The organism is Enterococcus columbae DSM 7374 = ATCC 51263 (assembly GCF_000406925.1).
GTDB lineage: Bacteria > Bacillota > Bacilli > Lactobacillales > Enterococcaceae > Enterococcus_E > Enterococcus_E columbae.
In genome coordinates this window covers 188,512-205,572 of the sequence record NZ_KE136347.1, presented here as the reverse complement: position 1 = coordinate 205,572, position 17,061 = coordinate 188,512, and the positions used below count along the sequence as shown (strand labels likewise).

General features: G+C 36.7%; 14 protein-coding genes. 3 read left to right on the top strand and 11 right to left on the bottom strand.

Annotated elements, in window-relative coordinates:
• Positions 1–58 precede the first annotated feature (58 nt).
• Complete coding sequence (locus RK02_RS01030) at positions 59–1,486, bottom strand: 6-phospho-beta-glucosidase (protein ID WP_016182377.1); 1,428 nt, start codon at positions 1,484–1,486, stop codon at positions 59–61.
• Between the two features lie 177 nt (positions 1,487–1,663).
• On the opposite strand from RK02_RS01030, the gene RK02_RS01025 reads away from it, so the two are divergent.
• Positions 1,664–2,584 carry a MurR/RpiR family transcriptional regulator gene (locus RK02_RS01025; RefSeq protein ID WP_016182376.1) on the top strand — a complete coding sequence of 307 codons (921 nt, stop codon included), beginning with the start codon at positions 1,664–1,666 and terminating at the stop codon, positions 2,582–2,584.
• Between the two features lie 69 nt (positions 2,585–2,653).
• Here RK02_RS01025 and RK02_RS01020 read toward each other — a convergent pair whose 3' ends face one another.
• The 8 genes from RK02_RS01020 to tyrS all read right to left on the bottom strand — a co-directional run bounded on the left by RK02_RS01020 (position 2,654) and on the right by tyrS (position 11,439).
• A complete protein-coding gene (locus RK02_RS01020) occupies positions 2,654–3,400 on the bottom strand; it encodes a GNAT family N-acetyltransferase (RefSeq protein WP_016182375.1) in 747 nt (248 codons plus the stop codon).
• Positions 3,397–5,187, bottom strand: coding sequence for an ABC transporter ATP-binding protein (locus RK02_RS01015; RefSeq protein ID WP_016182374.1), 1,791 nt, complete (start codon positions 5,185–5,187; stop codon positions 3,397–3,399). The genes RK02_RS01020 and RK02_RS01015 overlap by 4 nt, the downstream gene beginning before the upstream one ends.
• Positions 5,187–6,941, bottom strand: a complete 1,755-nt coding sequence (locus RK02_RS01010; protein WP_016182373.1) for an ABC transporter ATP-binding protein — start codon at positions 6,939–6,941, stop codon at positions 5,187–5,189. Before RK02_RS01010 ends, RK02_RS01015 begins: the two co-directional genes overlap by 1 nt.
• Positions 6,942–7,059: 118 nt before the next feature.
• Positions 7,060–7,281 carry a YneF family protein gene (locus tag RK02_RS01005; RefSeq protein WP_016251863.1) on the bottom strand — a complete coding sequence of 74 codons (222 nt, stop codon included), beginning with the start codon at positions 7,279–7,281 and terminating at the stop codon, positions 7,060–7,062.
• Between the two features lie 100 nt (positions 7,282–7,381).
• Positions 7,382–8,269, bottom strand: coding sequence for a deoxyribonuclease IV (locus RK02_RS01000; RefSeq protein WP_016182371.1), 888 nt, complete (start codon positions 8,267–8,269; stop codon positions 7,382–7,384).
• A gap of 261 nt (positions 8,270–8,530) precedes the next feature.
• Entirely contained in the window at positions 8,531–9,052 is a 522-nt protein-coding gene (locus RK02_RS00995; protein WP_016182370.1) for a hypothetical protein, read from the bottom strand.
• A gap of 149 nt (positions 9,053–9,201) precedes the next feature.
• Positions 9,202–10,107 (bottom strand): AEC family transporter, encoded by a 906-nt coding sequence (locus tag RK02_RS00990; protein ID WP_016182369.1) that lies wholly within the window; start codon positions 10,105–10,107, stop codon positions 9,202–9,204.
• A 63-nt stretch (positions 10,108–10,170) separates the two neighbouring features.
• Positions 10,171–11,439 carry a tyrosine--tRNA ligase gene (gene tyrS, locus RK02_RS00985; RefSeq protein ID WP_016182368.1) on the bottom strand — a complete coding sequence of 423 codons (1,269 nt, stop codon included), beginning with the start codon at positions 11,437–11,439 and terminating at the stop codon, positions 10,171–10,173.
• Between the two features lie 174 nt (positions 11,440–11,613).
• On the opposite strand from tyrS, the gene RK02_RS00980 reads away from it, so the two are divergent.
• A complete protein-coding gene (locus tag RK02_RS00980) occupies positions 11,614–14,013 on the top strand; it encodes a transglycosylase domain-containing protein (RefSeq protein ID WP_016182367.1) in 2,400 nt (799 codons plus the stop codon).
• An 89-nt stretch (positions 14,014–14,102) separates the two neighbouring features.
• On the opposite strand, the gene ccpA is transcribed toward RK02_RS00980, so the two are convergent.
• On the bottom strand, positions 14,103–15,107 hold the full coding sequence (gene ccpA / locus RK02_RS00975; RefSeq protein ID WP_016182366.1) for a catabolite control protein A: 1,005 nt from the start codon (positions 15,105–15,107) through the stop codon (positions 14,103–14,105).
• Between the two features lie 186 nt (positions 15,108–15,293).
• On the opposite strand from ccpA, the gene RK02_RS00970 reads away from it, so the two are divergent.
• Positions 15,294–16,397, top strand: coding sequence for a M24 family metallopeptidase (locus tag RK02_RS00970; protein WP_016182365.1), 1,104 nt, complete (start codon positions 15,294–15,296; stop codon positions 16,395–16,397).
• Positions 16,398–16,444: 47 nt separating this feature from the next.
• On the opposite strand, the gene RK02_RS00965 is transcribed toward RK02_RS00970, so the two are convergent.
• Positions 16,445–17,059, bottom strand: coding sequence for a YtxH domain-containing protein (locus RK02_RS00965; protein WP_016182364.1), 615 nt, complete (start codon positions 17,057–17,059; stop codon positions 16,445–16,447).
• Positions 17,060–17,061 lie beyond the last annotated feature (2 nt).

The window sequence follows — 17,061 nt, the reverse complement described above, 5'->3', positions numbered from 1 at the left end:
GGAAAACGGTGTGTTGGCCAATTTCGAACAACACACCGTTTTCCTTTTTATTAGTCGTCTAATTCATCGCTAAGTCTTCTCCATTTGAAGCAATCACTTTTTTATACCAGTCAAATGATTTTTTCTTCGTCCGTTTTAAGCTACCATTACCTTCATTGTCACGATCGACATAGATAAAGCCATAGCGCTTTTTCATTTCGCCGGTACCAGCTGAAACTAAATCAATACAGCCCCAAGTGGTATAGCCTAATAAATCAACTCCATCCAATTCAACTGCGTCTTTCATCGCTTGAATATGACTAGCTAAATACTCAATGCGATAATCATCGGCTACATAACCAGCTTCATCCGGCACATCGACTGCACCTAAACCATTTTCAACAATGAATAGCGGCTTTTGATAGCGATCGTAAATGTCATTTAAGGTAATCCGTAAGCCTAATGGGTCAATTTGCCAACCCCATTCACTGGCTTTAAGATATGGATTTTTAACTGAAGCAAAAATGTTCCCTTGCGTTTCTTCTAATGCATCCGCAGTAGCGACGCGCGTAGAATAATAAGAGAACGAAACAAAATCAACCGTATGTGCTTTGAGTAACTCCTCATCACCTGGCTGCATTTCAATGGTAATCCCTTTTCGTTCTAATTCTTTTAAAACATAATTCGGATATTTTCCACGCGCTTGCACATCGATAAAGAAGTAATTTTCACGGTCTGATTTACGTGATTCCCACACATCTTCTGGTTTACAGGTATAAGGATAGTAAGCGCCCGCGGCTAACATACAGCCGACTTTATTTTCCGGATCCACCTCATGAGCAATTTTAGTTGCAATAGCAGAAGCCACTAACTCATGATGAGCGGCTTGATATTTGACCTGCTCTTGATTGTCGCCTTCCTCAAAATATAAACCAGCTCCCATAAATGGTGCGTGTAAAATCATATTGATTTCATTAAAGGTCAACCAATATTTAACCAATCCTTTATAACGATTAAAAATTACCGTACATAAACGTTCATAAAATTCAACTAATTGACGATTACGCCAAGCACCATATTCTTTGATTAAATGCATTGGACAATCAAAATGGGTGATGGTCACTAAGGGTTCAATGCCATATTTTTTACATTCTTTAAATAAATCTTCATAATATTTTAGTCCTTCTTCATTTGGCTCTAGCTCATCGCCTTTTGGAAAAATTCGACTCCAAGCAATGGATAAACGATAGACCTTAAAGCCCATTTCGGCAAATAAAGCAATATCCTCCTTATAACGATGATACATATCAATCGCTACTTTGGCAGGATAAAAATGTTCATCATCAAAATCGAACATCTTCATTTGTCCGGTAATCACTGGAAAACGATCAGGACCAATTGGCACAACATCCACATTGGCTAAACCACGACCGCCCTCATTATAGCCTCCTTCACATTGATTGGCTGCTGTTGCGCCACCCCATAAGAAATCTTGTCTAAAACCCATTTTCATTCCTACTTTCTGTTAATTATTTACATTTTTATTATCCTATTTGTAAATAAAAACACAATATTTTGGCTTAATTATGCAATAGCATTTACAAAATACGCTTTCAATGCTATATTTTTTTGTAAATACCATTTCAGTAATTAATTGCATTAATCAAGGAAAAGAGTGAATTATATGCTACTAACCGAAAAAATGAAACAAAGTAAATTAGCCCCTGCCGAACAAAATATTGTTCATTTTATGTATCAATTTCCTTTTGAATTAGAACAGTATTCCATTCAACAGCTAGCCAAACAATTATTTGTTCATCCCTCTACCTTTATTCGTTTGGCTAAAAAGCTTGGCTTCGATGGTTGGTTGAGCTTACGGCAAGCCTTTAAAGAAGAGCAGCTTTATTTAAAAACGCACTTTTACGACATCGATCCAAATCTTCCTTTTTCGGCAAATGACAGTGAAATGCTTATTGCTAATAATCTGGCTCGACTCGAAAGTGCCACTATTACGGATTCGTTTGATCTGTTGACACCTCAAAAACTAAAACAAGCCAAAAATATTTTTAAATCAACCAAACAAATCAAAATCTTTGGTAGCAGTGGGAATTTGATGGTAGCTAAAGATTTTATGCTTAAAATGCAACGATTAAATTGTCCAGTTGAAATGTCAGATGTGATTGGCGAAACCTTATATCAAGCCTACAATACTAATCCTGAGACCTGTGCGATTTTAATTTCGTACACGGGGGAAAATCCCATGATTATCAATATTGCCAAAATGTTAAAAAAGAAAAAAACACCGATTATCGCTTTAACAAGTATTGGTGAAAATCAACTTTCTAAATACAGTGACTGCACACTTTTTTTGACAACAAGAGAAAAATTATATTCTAAAATTGCTAGCTTTACCATTAATACTTCTATTGCTTATTTGCTAGATGTTTTATACGGTTTATATTTTTCTATCAATTATCAACAAAATCTGAATCATGTATTGGAGATGGGAGAGATGATTGACATTCGACAAAGCAGCTCTAGTATTATGCAGGAAGAAAAACAAAAAATACATTATCAAATTCAGGATTCTTTTCGGCCTAATTAAAAAGACTGCCAAAAGTTAGCCTTTTTACACTAACTTTTGGCAGTCTTTTAATGTTTATAGATCTGCTGCTTAATTATCCCACGTATTTGAAATTTCAAAGGCTGAATAGCTTTCTAAACAGCGATAACCTAAAGCTATCGCTACCTTATAAGAAGCGAGATTATGTGCGTCCCATAACGGTAATCTTCCTTTTTTGAATCCTTCAATGATTAGCTTTGCACCCAAAATTTTGGCTAACCCCTGTCTCTGAAATTCAGGATGCACAGCGATTTCAACCTCTAATGCCTGCTGATAAACAAAAGCAGAGGATACACCGCCAACTAATTGTCTGTCTTTATAAATGACAAAACCTAGAGCACCTTGTTTTTTAAAATCACTGAAGCTGGTAAAAACACCTTGTAAATCAGCCGACCATTCTTGCTTTTGACACTCGATAAAGCTTGGTGCAGACAATGATTCAAGTTGATAATTACCTGACAAGTTATTCAGTATACTTTGGCAGGTGTTCAAAGTCTGCTGATTAGGTAAATCAAATGCATACCGTGTAAAACCGATAAATTGGTTCTGTTCTTTAAGATAAGCCTGCCAATTTTCTTGTTCACTAATCAAGATAAGGTAGGCTAATTGCGAAGGTAAAAGCCTGTCATCGACTTCACCTGCTAAAAAAAGAAAACAGCCGATTTGATAAGCTATTCCGCCCTTTGATGATAACCATGCTCGGCCAATTTTAGCCTTTAAACCATAGCGAACCATATGCTTGGACCAGGATTGAAAAATGACTAATTTCTCATCGGTTAAGTCTAAAAACTGATTCATTCGTCTTCTCCTTCACCGCTTGCTTGTAAGGCATACATTTGGGCGTATAAGCCACCCTTGGCTAATAATTCTTCATGATTCCCACGTTCTACAATTCGACCTTTATCTAATACCAAAATCAAATCAGCATCGCGAATGGTCGATAAACGATGGGCGATGGCAATCGTCGTACGATTTTGACGCATGTTCTGTAAGCCTTGTTGAATGTGACTTTCAGTTTCTGTATCAATATTGGCAGTTGCTTCATCCAAAATTAAAATTTTAGGATTGGTCACTATGGTACGCGCAAATGATAATAATTGACGTTGCCCACTTGAATAAGCTGCACCTTTTTCAATCACTTTAGCTTGATAATCCTCTGCTAATTCTTCGATGAACTGATCTGCCTGGACAAATTTGGCCGCATGAATAATCGCTTCATCTGTAATATTTGGATTAAGTAGTCGAATATTATCCGCAATCGTTCCGTAAAACATAAATGGATCTTGTAAGACCAAGCCAATTTTTTCACGCAATTCTTGATAGGTAAAATCACGAATATCCTGGTCATCGATTAGAATTTGCCCCTCTTCAAATTCATAAAAGCGCATCAAGACATTAATAATCGAGCTTTTACCACTACCTGTGTGACCAACTAAAGCCACTGTTTGGTTTTCATCAGCAACAAAGCTAATATCCTTTAACACCTGATTTTTACCATCATAAGAAAAGCTGACATTTTTAAACTCAATTTTTCCTTTGGTAATTTTGGCATTAGCTAAATGATTTTGGACCGGAATTAATTCTTGGGTATCCATCAATTTTAGAATACGGCTAGCAGCGACCAAGCCATCGGTATAGGTGCTAAGTGAATCCATCACTTGAGTCATTGGTCGAAAGAAGTTTTGAACATAGGTCGTAAAGGCATAAATCATCCCAACTTCTAAAACCATATTCGTCGCCTGCATACCAAACAGTGTTAAGCTAATACTTAAGCCAATCGCATACAAAAAATTAATAATCGGTGCCAGCAATAAAGTATTGGTCTTAATCATCGCATAACGCGTCTGTAAATAATCTGTATTCGTCTGCTCAAAGCTTTTTTTCAAGCGACTTTCCTGACGAAACTGCTGAATAATGTGCATTCCTGAAATATACTCATTTAATTTGGTATTTAACTCACTCAAGCGTTCACGCATTTGGCGATAGATTTTTGAAGATAAGCGCTGATAGGTAATGATAATTAACATTAACAAGGGTAAAAAGGCCAAATTAATCAAGGCAATCTTTTTATCCAAGCTATACATAGCAATAAATGAGCTTACCAAAGATAAAATCCCTGTCAATACCATCATAAAGACATTCCAAAAATCATAAAGGGTTTCTGTATCATTGGTTACTCTTGAGACAATCGAGCCAGCTGGTGTTTGATCAAAATAGCGAATCCCTAGCTCTTGTAACTTTTCAAATAATAAAACCCGAATTCGATTTAAGGTTTTGATTGAGGCAACTGAATATAGGTACCATTGACCAAACCAAATCAAAGCCTTGATGATAGAAGCTGCAAAGTATAGACCCGCAAACAAATATAAAATACGCATGCTAGCAGATTTTGTTTGCAGATAATGATCCATAAAATACTGTAAAATTTGTGGCATATAGACATTGATAATTGCCAAACTAATTGAAAAAATTACCGCAAAGAAAAAAGTCAGCGCAAAAGGGCGAGCAAATTGAAAGATTCGCTTTAAAATACGAACCTGCTCTTTTAAGGTAAATGATTTGGCCCATTCTGATTGTTGTTGCATTATTCAGCCCCCCTTTGATCGAAATCATTTTCTAATTGCTGTTGATGCCACATCTTCGCATACCAAGCTTGATTGGCTAATAATTCTTGATGCGTACCACGCTCAGCAATCCGACCATCCTCTAATACGATAATTTCATCTGCATGCATCACACTACTTAAGCGGTGGGCCACAATAATCATTGAGGAATGATTTTCCTTCTGACGAATTTGTTCTAAAATCGCTTCTTCTGTCTTAGCGTCCACCGCAGATAATGCATCATCTAGAATCAATAAATTCGGTTCAGTAATAAAAGCTCTGGCAATGGAAATCCGTTGCTTCTGTCCACCTGATAACGAGATACCTCGTTCACCAACCAATGTCTCATAGGCATTAGGCATCTGCAAAATATCTTCATGAATTGCTGCTTGTTTGGCAGCTTGAATCATTTTTTCTTCACCGTATTCAGGATTGGCAAAACATATATTTTCAGCAATCGTCGTTGAAAATAGGAAGTGATCTTGTGGAACATAGCCAATCGCTGGTAAATACGCATCTAAACGATAATCTTTAATACTGTAATCACCAAAATAGATACTGCCTTTATAATCATCATAGGTTCTTAATAGCAGACTTAATAAAGTGGTTTTACCTGAACCGGTTTTACCAACAATGCCCAATGTTTTACCAGTTGGGATTTGCAGATGAATGTCTTGCAATACAGGATTTTGGCCATCCGGATAGGTAAATTCATCAAGGTCTATTTGAATTGTGCCCCGTGCCTTTTCAGCAATACCTGTTTGTTTTTCAATGATATGGCTTTTTTCTTTGAATAATTCAAAAACACGGTCATAACTAGCATTGCCGCGTTCAAGGACATTAAATAATTGACCGACCGCAAACATTGGCCAAACCAACATACCAATATAACTCATAAAGGAAACTAACTGACCGATTGAAATGGTTCCTTTAACCACATAGCCCCCACCGATAATAATCGTTACAACATAGGTTAAGCCGATGATTAAGGTGATTAAGGGATCATATAACGAATCAAATAAGGCAACCTTTTTATTTTTAGCAATCACAAGATTGACTTTTTCTTTAAAATCTTGCACATCTTCTTTTTCTTGACCAAATGTTTTAATCACCTTAATTCCCGTCACACTCTCTTGAACCTTATCATTTAAATCTGAAAAGGCATCTTGGGCTTTACGAAAGGCATCATGCAAACGATCCCCTAAAAATTTCGCCATTAATGAAAGTAAGGGCAAGGGTAATAAAGCTAAAATAGTCAGACGAATATCCACAAAAATCATCATCGCAATAATCGTAATCGTTCCAGTAATAAACGAATCGATAAAAGTTAAGATTCCAGAACCAGCGACATTTTGAATAGCTGTTAGATTCATCGTTGCATAGGCCATTAAATCACCCGTACGATATTTATGATAAAAAATTTGATCCATTAAGGTAAAATGATCAAACAAACGCTCACGTAAGGTTTTTTCTAAGCGAGCCGCACTGCCCCAAATATTGGTTCGCCAAATATAGCGAAAACTATATTGGACAATCGCTGACATCACCAGTAGAAATATGTAAAAAAGAATGTTGCGCATATGTACATGCTTACTAGCAATTTCATCAATTACCTTACCGATGACCCAGGGTGGCAGTAATTGCGCTAGTGCAACAATAATTAAAGCCGTAATTCCCAATAAATAATGTTTTTTTTCACGTTCAAAAAACCACCAGAGTTTTCTAAATATTGCCATATTTTTCTCCTTGTTTTTCCTTTGATCAATTTTTAGACAAAATGAAAATCGGTATAGCATCTCTTCTTAATGAGAAGAATAATCTGCCATACCGACTAATTCTAAAGCTAAAGTGCAACTATTTCATTTGATTTTTCATTTGTTGCATCATTTGACGTACTTTCTTTTCAGATGGTTTTTGACCCATTTGTGCCATCATTGTACGCAACATTTCCTCATTAATTGGAGGATTTTGTTTTAGATAGTCTTGCATGTATTTACGTGCTAAGAAAAAGCCACCAACAGCGCCGACAGCTAAAGCAATGACAATACATAATACTAAAATACCAGTAGATACCATCATGTTCTTCCTTTCTCTTGATTACTCTCAATTCTATATTTTACTAAAAAATAAGAAAAAAAGAAACACCTACTTCACGATTATTGCTTTAATTGTCAATTTATACTAACCAATCATCAAAAATATCGGCTGTAAACTGTTGTTCTCTAAGCATGGCGATTTCTCTGCCATAAGGCGCTTGCGCAGTTTTCTTTTCTTTACCGACATAAGGGGTTTCTAAAATTTTAGGAATATGACTTAATTGAGGGTGATGCGCAATTTTGTTTAATGCCGCAAAACCAATTTCACCAAAGCCAATATTGGCATGTCGATCTTTTTGTGCTCCGCGAATATTTTTAGAATCATTTAAATGTAAGACTTTTAAGCGATCCAGACCAATAATATGGTCAAACTCATTTAATACCCCATCAAAGTCCTCTTTGATGGCATAGCCAGCATCATGCGTATGACAAGTATCCAAGGTAACTGATAATTTTTCATTTAAATGGACCCCATCGATAATACGAGCCAACTCTTCAAAGCTACGACCAAGCTCGGTGCCTTTACCAGCCATCGTTTCTAAGGCGATTTGGGCGGTTTGTTCTTTGGTTAAGACTTCATTTAATCCTTCAATAATCTTGGCAAGACCGGCATCTACCCCAGCACCCACATGGGCCCCTGGATGTAAAGTTATTTGCTGGGCACCTAAGGCTTGGGCACGCAAAATCTCAGCTCTTAAAAACTCAATAGCAAAACCAAAATTTTCAAGTTTTACTGTATTGCCTAAATTGATAATATAAGGGGCATGAACGACAATTGTATGCAGATTATTGGCTGCCATCAATGCTTTGCCTTCATCAATTCTCATTTCACTAATTGCTTTCCGTCTTGTGTTTTGAGGGGCACCTGTATAAATCATAAAGGTATTGGCTTGATAGGATAAGGCTTCTTTAACAGAACCTAAAAACATCTCTTTCCCACTCATTGATACATGTGAACCAATTAACATCTTTTTCCTCCAAGCATTTATTTTTATTTGCTAGCTCATTTAATGCACGCCGCCACCTATTCAGTGAAACAGCTACTGATTAATCTTAAGGTGAAATAGAGGTAAAAAGCAAGTAACTTGCGCTTCATTCATTGATTTTTCATGCAATCAGTCAAAAAACATAAAAAAAGCTCTGGAAACCAGAGCTTTTTTGGGTGATGATGAAATGCTTATATTTACAAGCGTATTTTAGCAGACTAAACCTTTATTAGTTAAATCCCCCTACGCTTTTAATTCTTTTTCCGCTTTATCATGTTCTTTTTTCATTGCTTCGACTTGATCTTTTACCGTTTGATAATCAAAGCGCGTAATTTCCCCATGTAATTGTGTTTTGACAATGGTATCTAACAATTCTTCATCGCCTTCATCAAAATACATCAATAAACCAGTTTGGCCGGCAGTTATCCGATCAGAGATTTCGTCAAAAATCGTACGGGTCTTTTTCTGAGAAGCAGCCGAACGCCCCATCCCAACTAGATCACCAATAATCCAGCCAAATAAAATTCCTAATGGTCCGACTAAAATACCGATAATCATACCGATAAAGCCATCGGTAAAGACTTTATTTTGTGTCTCTAAATCAAGATAATCCTTTACCGTAAAGCGTGTACCTGCTTCATTTTTTTCCACTACAGCAAATTGCTTGATTGTATAAGCTGCTCCTTGAGAATTCTTAATTTTAGAAAATGCTTCATACGCAGTGCTTGATTGTTCAAAAGTAATTACTGCAACTTTTTTTACCATAATGTATCGTCCTTCCTGTTTAATTATCAAATGACAAACACTTCATTTTTCACGATTCATAGTAACTAAAATTGAGTAACGTACGTACGATTTCTCATGACATTATTATAACTTCACCTATAAAATTTTTGCAAATGATAACCTAGACATCAACTAAAAAAAAGCATAACAGTCGTCATCAAAACTAAACTAACAATAAAACTAAGTGATGAGGCAAAGCCGACTTCTTCTTCAGCCACTCCAGCTAAAACAGCATTAATCACCCCAAATAAAGGAATCGGCGAAACCGCTAGCAAACTAAGAATAAGCTTAAGCTGACTAGGTAAGGGACTAAAATAAAGCAGCCCCACCAATATCAAGCCTACGCCAAAACGCAAAGCATACAGTTGACCGATCGTTTTCATCGCTTTTAAAGGGATGCGTAAATCCAAATACAAGCCGATCATAAACATTGACAAAAAGATATTTGCATTGGCAATCGGTGTGAGTAACACCAATAGCTGATCTGGCAAGTTAAAAGCAGCACTTCTAAAAATCAGCATTACAATGTAACATAAAAACGGAAGCGAGCGCAATAATTGTCTGAATAGCTTAGTGATAGAAAAATCTGCGCGTCGACTAGTTAATCGTTCAACCATCGCTTGGGTGCCCCCAGTAAGCATGATACTATTGCCAATATCAAACATTGAAATAAAGGGGACCAATAAAGGATTGACGCTTTGAATAAACGGAATTAAAAAATTACCAATATTAAAACCTGAGCCACAAAACATTAAAAATTTTTGTTGTAAAATATTTTGGTGACGACTAAATAAATAAGCGAAGCCAATTTGTAAGCTTGACCAGATAATCCCCCAAAAAATAAGCTGGACTAAATGTACATCAACAGCTAAATGCCAGAGATTAACAATAATAGCTGCCGGTAAAGTTAAATACACAATAATTTTAGAAAGAATATCCCCATCTTTTTTAGACAATAGATTTATTCGCTTCATCAGATAGCCTAAACTAATAATCAGTAACAAACTAAATGATTGGATAAAAACTTTCTGCATGGCTCCCCTTCTCTCTAAAAAAACTATGACCGCAAATTAGGCCATAGTTTTTTAGTTAATCAATTATTTAGCAAAGTGTAATAAGAAGTATTTTTTCTTTCCTCGTCTTAAGACGCACACTTCCTCACCAATTTTATCTTTGTCACTTAAAACATAGTCTACATCTTGAATGCGTTGACCATTGATATAAATTGCACCATTTTGTAAATCTTCACGAGCTTGGCGTTTAGAACTTACTAAGCCAGAAGTAACTAATAATTCTAATAATTTCAAATCCGCTTCTTTAGCAACGGTATAGCTTGGAACTCCTTTAAAGCCTTGTTTAATTTCAGCCAAACTTAAATCAGCAATCGCCCCACTAAAGAGCGCTTGTGAAATATGCACCGCTTGCTCATAGCTAGCTTGTCCATGCACCAAGGTCGTTACTTCTTTAGCCAATGCTTTTTGCGCTACTCGACTTTCCGGAGCCGCTAAAAATTCTTTTTCAATCGCTGCAATTTCGTCTAAACTCAAGAAAGTGAAATATTTCAAGAATTTAATCACATCACGATCATCCGTATTAATCCAAAATTGATAAAATTCATAAGGGGTCGTCTTTTCAGGGTCTAACCAAACCGCATTGCCCTCTGATTTACCAAATTTTGTGCCATCAGCTTTAGTAATAAGCGGCATCGTTAAAGCAAAGGATTGTACCTCACGTTCTCTACGTAATAATTCAATCCCAGAGGTAATGTTTCCCCACTGATCAGAACCACCTAATTGCAATAAACAACCATAGTTATCATATAGTTTTAAAAAGTCGTAAGCTTGTAATAATTGATAAGCAAATTCGGTATAAGAAATCCCGGTTTCAATTCGGCGTTTGACACTTTCTTTACTCATCATATAGTTAATAGTAAAGTTCTTACCCACATCACGTAAAAAGTCGATCATACTCATATTGCCAAACCAATCGTAGTTATTCGCAATAACGGCTGGATTCTCCTGGTTATCGAAATCGATAAAACGAGAAAGTTGATCTTTAATACTTTGGGACCAATTTTTGACGGTATCTAAAGTATTTAATTGGCGTTCTTGATCTTTAAAAGATGGATCGCCAATCATACCTGTTCCTCCTCCAACTAAAGCAATCGGCACATGCCCATGTTGTTGGAATCGACGCAACATTAAGATTGGTAATAAATGGCCAATATGTAAACTGTCGGCAGTTGGATCAAAACCAACATATAATTTGACAGACTCTTCGTTTAAATGTTTGACTAAAGCTTCTTCATCAGTTGTCTGATAGACTAAGCCTCTTTCCTTTAATTCTTGAAATAGGTCAGCTGTCATTTTTCTTCCTCCTTAGCAAAATATACATTCCTATCATAACTGAAAATAGCTGTGAAGGAAAGTTTTTCCTAACAACTTATCAAAAAAGTCCTTTCTTCCTCCAGTTAAAGACACTACCTATTTTAATGAAACTTTGCTATAATACAACAAGATAAAATACCAAGAGGTGATTTTGTGTCAGACAAAAACACAAGGAATCATGCAAAAATAAAGCCAGAACCCAAGAAGACCTCAATAGATAAATTTCTATTTTTTAATATTTCTGTTCGAGTGATTCAGGCACTATTTTTAGTTATGATGGCCTTTATCATTCTTTTAACTGCTTTAGGCCTAGGAATTGGCATGGGCTATTTTGCTTTTTTAGTAGAAGATACAAAAGTACCTACTAAAGTAGAGTTGCAGCAAGATTTAGGAGATATTACTCAAACCTCTAAATTGCTCTATGCAGATGGGACGCCCATTGCTGATATTCGCTCAGATTTACGTAGAACCAATGTCCCTTCTAACCAAATCTCACCTTGGCTAAAAAAGGCCATTGTCGCAACTGAAGATGAATACTTTTATAAGCATCATGGGGTCGTACCCAAAGCTGTCTTGCGTGCACTTTTATCTGAAGCCATTGGGGGAGCTGGTGGTGGTGGCTCAACCTTAACGCAACAATTAGTTAAACAACAAATTTTATCTAGTGAAACCACCTTTAAAAGAAAAGCAAATGAAATTTTGTTGGCTTTAGAAGTCGAAAAAAACTTTTCCAAAGATGAAATTATCACGATGTATCTAAATGTTTCGCCTTTTGGTCGGAATAACCAAGGACAAAATATTGCCGGTGTACAAGAAGCTGCATTAGGCATATTTGGTAAGAATGCAAATGATTTAACCTTGCCGCAAGCGGCTTTTATCGCTGGTCTACCACAAAGTCCGATCATCTATAGTCCCTATACCAATGATGGCCAGTTGAAGAAGGATTTTACCTATGGATTAAAGCGTAAAGATATTGTCTTATTTAGTATGTACCGTAATCACGATATTACTAAAAAAGAATACGAAGCAGCTAAAAACTATGATTTAACCAAAGATTTCTTACCACCACAACAAGCTGAGAACACTGCGCATGGCTATCTTTATGATGAAGTCATGACACAAACCATCGACTTGTTCATCAATAAACTAGCGACCGATGATGGTTTAACCAATTCTCAACTAGATGATCCAGACATCTACAATGAATATGCACAAACCGCCCAAGAAAAGCTAGCTAATGGTGGCTATACCGTACAAACAACCATCGATGCCAATGTATACCAAGCGATGCAAGAGGCTGTGAGTGATTATGGCTATATGTTAGACATTCAAACTGGCGATCCGGTTGAAGTAGGAAATGTGCTGATGGAAAATCAAACCGGAAAAATTCTCGGTTTTGTCGGTGGGAGAGATTACCAAACCAATCAATTTAACCATGCCTTCGATGCCAAACGCCAAGCAGGGTCGGCCATCAAGCCCGTACTGGTCTATGGTCCAGCCATCGATTTAGGACTTATTGGTTCTGAGAGTCGGGTTTCTGATTACGCAACTACCTGGAAAAATGGGACAGATGCTGGTAAAGAAATTGTTAATGCCACCAATAAAGGCAGCAATACTTTCCAAACTGTACGTGAAGCGCTAAGTTGGTCAAATAATATTCCAGCTTATAATATTTATCAAGATATTATTCAGCAAACTGGCGATAGTAGTTTTGTTTATACGAACTATCTTGCTAAAATGAATTATCCAGCCTCCAATAATTGGCAATATGAATCTGCTCCACTTGGTGTTACAACCGTAACTGCCCTAACCCAGACAAATGGTTTTCAAACACTAGCCAATCGTGGGGTCTATCAGCAAGGGTATATGATTGAATCCATCAAATCAGCCAAAGGAGAAACCATTTATCAGCATACTGCCAATCCTGTACGTGTTTATTCTGAAGCAGCTGCGACGATTATGAATGACTTAATGCGCAGCGTTTTAAAAGATCAAATCACTACTAGCTACAAGTCAAATTTAGCAAGCTTAAATGCGCAACTAGCCAATTTTGATTGGGTTGGTAAGACAGGTTCTACTAACGACTGGGCTGATTCATGGTTAATTGTCTCCACACCAAGTATTACAATTAGTAGCTGGTCAGGTTATGAAGATAATCGTGCAACTAATAGCAATGCTGGTAAACGAACCTCACTTTATCTTGCTAATTTAGTCAACCGAATTTATCAAGTCAAGCCGACTGTTTTTGGTAATGGAGAAACGTTTAGTTTAGCTGATAGTGTTCAAAAAGAAAAGGTTGCTAAATTTACTGGTCAGAAAAATCAAGGCACGGTTAAATTAAATAATGCTGAAATTACCAACTTTGGTGAAGAAACAACCTCACTTTGGGCCAAAAACGGACCAGTGGATACTACCTTTAAATTCGGTATTGGCGGAACTGACGCCAATTACACCGATTATTGGAAAAAATTCAGTTCTACTAAAAAAACTGAGGATAAAGAAGAAAAAGACAAAAAAACTGAAAATCAAGAGCAAAAAAATCAAGAAAACTAATTAAAAACTCAGGCGCTTCATTGCTCCTGAGTTTTTTTCTCTATAAAAAAACTGCCTAGCCAAGCGCTAGACAGAAAGATAGTTTACGATTAATTCTTAGTTGAACCTTTTTTCGCAATACCAAATGGTAAGGTAATCGTTTTTTGTTCAATTTCTTCTTTGTTCATTAATTTAGTTAATAAACGCATTGATACCGCACCGATATCATACAAAGGCTGCGTAATGGTCGTCAATTTAGGACGAACTACATCGGTTAATAATGAGTTATTACTTGTGATAATCTCAAATTCTTCTGGTACTTTGACACCTTGATCTAATAAACCATCTAAAATACCAACAGCCAATTCATCATCAGAAACGAAGGCTGCGGTTGCACCAGTATTTCTTAAGCGTTCAACTAAACGAACTCCTTCTTTATAGCTATAGGCTGCTTCAAAAATTAAACCTTCGTTATATTCAATACCGGCTTCTTCTAATGCTTGTTTATATCCACCTAAGCGTTCATGACCGTTAATCGCATCGATTAAAGCGCCACTAACAAAGGCGATTTCCTTATGACCGTTTTTAGCAAGTAAGCTAACCGCTTCTTTACTAGCCGCCTTATAGTCAATGTTTACACTACCGACTTGCATATCTGGATCGATTGAACCAGCTAGTACAACTGGTGTTTTAGAACGTGAGAATTCTCCACGAATTTCATCAGTAATATGATGACCCATAAAGATAATGCCATCTACCTGCTTGGCTAATAGATTGTTTAATACATTCACTTCTTTTAAGTTGTCGCCATCTGAATTAGCTAAGATAATATTATATTTATACATCGTAGCAATATCATCGATGCCTCGAGCTAATGAAGCAAAAAACATATTGCTTACATCTGGAATGATTACTCCCACAGTAGTTGTTTTTTTACTTGCTAGACCTCTGGCAACTGCGTTTGGACGGTAATCTAAACGTTCAATCACTTCTAGTACTTTTTTACGAGTTGCTGGTTTAACATTCGGATTACCATTTACCACACGTGAAACGGTTGCCATTGACACATCAGCTTCACGAGCAACGTCATAAATCGTAATTGTTTGTTTATCCATTGTTATTCTCCTTTAAATAATTTCGTGTTTTCAGAAAACACCATTTACATTTCTTTGTTAGAATAGCAGAATTTCCAACAATTTGCAACCGTTTTAACACTATTTTCATCTTTTTTTGAAATTTACTTTGCGATTCTCACAATATTGGTTACAATGTAATTAAATCAATTGAAGGAAGGTTTTTTGATGAACATCAAGAAAATAAAAGAATTGCAACAATGGATGAAAGAAGCACAAGTTGATTTAAGTTACGTGAGTCACCCTAGCTCCATCGCTTATCTCTCTGGCTTTGAGAGCGATCCACATGAACGGGTATTAGCCTTGTTTATTCCTTGCGATAAAGATCCTTTTCTTTTTACACCAGCCATGGAAGTAGCTAGCGCCAAAGCAAGCGGCTTTAGCTTTGATGTGATTGGTTATCAAGATACGCAAGATCCTTGGCAAATCATTATTCAAGAAATTACCAACCGCTATTCAATCCCTCAACGTATGGCTTTGGAAAAAAATGCTTTGGTTGTCGATCGTTTTGAACGCTTAACCCAAGCATTTACAAATACTGATTTTACAGCTGATATCACCAATGTCTTACAAAAAATGCAATTAATCAAAACGACAGATGAATTAGATACCTTACTTGAAGCCGGAAATTGGGCGGATGTCGCTTTTGAAATCGGCTTTCAAGCATTAAAAGAAAATATCAGCGAACAAGAAGTGGTTGCAGAAATTGAATATCAATTAAAACGTCGTGGCGTAGCCAAAATGTCCTTTGATACGCTTGTATTATTTGGTGAAAATGCTGCTAATCCACATGGAACACCAGGTGCACTTAGTCTTCAAGCAAATCAATTGGCTTTATTTGACTTAGGCGTGATTTGGAAAGGCTATTGTAGCGATGCAACTCGTACCGTTGCTTTCAAGGAACCCACCCAACAGCAAATAACCGTTTATGAAACAGTTTTAAAAGCTCAGCAAGCCGCTCAAGCAGCCGTTAAACCAGGGATTAGCGCACAAGAATTAGACCAAATTGCTCGTGATATCATCACTGAAGCAGGATTCGGTCCATACTTTACTCATCGATTAGGCCATGGTATCGGTACAACCGTTCATGAATATCCATCAATCGTTGCGGGGAATGACTTAAGAATTGAAGAAGGCATGTGTTTTTCAATTGAACCCGGGATTTATATTCCAAATGAAGTCGGCGTACGTATTGAAGATTGCGTTTATGTCACCAAGGATGGTTGCATTCCATTAACCAAAACACCAAAAGCTTTACAAGTTTTAGCCTAAATAATAGCCTCCAAAGGTCAGCGTTCCTTTGGAGGCTATCTTTTTTACTATTTATCTTTTTCTAGTTCAGCTACTGCTTTACTTTCAGTTGCTTGCTTTACATCATCGACAGCCTCTACTGCCTTTTCCATGGCATCAGCCATCGTCGTATCAGGCGTTTCTTTAGTTTCAGCAGCTACTTGATCGATAATCGCATGAATATCTTCAATCAAGACATCCTCTTCAGTCTGGGCTTGTTCTTGCTCTTCTTGGGCCAATGCTTCAAAATCTAAGACAATATCTTCAGCAACTGGCTCAATTACTTCCTCATCAATCTCTTTAACGGAATCTTTTACTTTTTTAGTTAAATCAGTAACTTGCTCTTTTAAATCTTGATAGATTTCATTGGTTGTATAACCCGTTTTTTCCTTCAATAGTGCGGAAAGCTCTTCTGATTGTTTCGCAAATTGAACAGCTTTTTCTTGGGCATATTTTTTCAAGGCGTCTGCTTTGTTGGCTGCTTGATCACCATAATCAGAAGTAGTGTCTAACAAATCATCCACTTGTTTGGCCAAACGATTGCGCAAATCTTTACCTGATTCAGGAGCTAACAACAACGCAGTAACTGCTGCCGCTGTTCCACCAATTAATGCACCTAATAAAAATCCACCTTTATTACTCATAA

What these genes read in the sequence shown, in the direction of transcription:
- RK02_RS00990 (WP_016182369.1), bottom strand. Translation starts at nt 10,107, where the DNA reads ATGCAGAAAGTTTTTATCCAATCATTTAGTTTGTTACTGATTATTAGT.
- ccpA (WP_016182366.1), bottom strand. Translation starts at nt 15,107, where the DNA reads ATGGATAAACAAACAATTACGATTTATGACGTTGCTCGTGAAGCTGAT.
- RK02_RS01015 (WP_016182374.1), bottom strand. Translation starts at nt 5,187, where the DNA reads ATGCAACAACAATCAGAATGGGCCAAATCATTTACCTTAAAAGAGCAG.
- RK02_RS01005 (WP_016251863.1), bottom strand. Translation starts at nt 7,281, where the DNA reads ATGGTATCTACTGGTATTTTAGTATTATGTATTGTCATTGCTTTAGCT.
- RK02_RS01020 (WP_016182375.1), bottom strand. Translation starts at nt 3,400, where the DNA reads ATGAATCAGTTTTTAGACTTAACCGATGAGAAATTAGTCATTTTTCAA.
- RK02_RS01010 (WP_016182373.1), bottom strand. Translation starts at nt 6,941, where the DNA reads ATGGCAATATTTAGAAAACTCTGGTGGTTTTTTGAACGTGAAAAAAAA.
- RK02_RS00970 (WP_016182365.1), top strand. Translation starts at nt 15,294, where the DNA reads ATGAACATCAAGAAAATAAAAGAATTGCAACAATGGATGAAAGAAGCA.
- RK02_RS01030 (WP_016182377.1), bottom strand. Translation starts at nt 1,486, where the DNA reads ATGGGTTTTAGACAAGATTTCTTATGGGGTGGCGCAACAGCAGCCAAT.
- tyrS (WP_016182368.1), bottom strand. Translation starts at nt 11,439, where the DNA reads ATGACAGCTGACCTATTTCAAGAATTAAAGGAAAGAGGCTTAGTCTAT.
- RK02_RS01025 (WP_016182376.1), top strand. Translation starts at nt 1,664, where the DNA reads ATGCTACTAACCGAAAAAATGAAACAAAGTAAATTAGCCCCTGCCGAA.
- RK02_RS01000 (WP_016182371.1), bottom strand. Translation starts at nt 8,269, where the DNA reads ATGTTAATTGGTTCACATGTATCAATGAGTGGGAAAGAGATGTTTTTA.
- RK02_RS00995 (WP_016182370.1), bottom strand. Translation starts at nt 9,052, where the DNA reads ATGGTAAAAAAAGTTGCAGTAATTACTTTTGAACAATCAAGCACTGCG.
- RK02_RS00965 (WP_016182364.1), bottom strand. Translation starts at nt 17,059, where the DNA reads ATGAGTAATAAAGGTGGATTTTTATTAGGTGCATTAATTGGTGGAACA.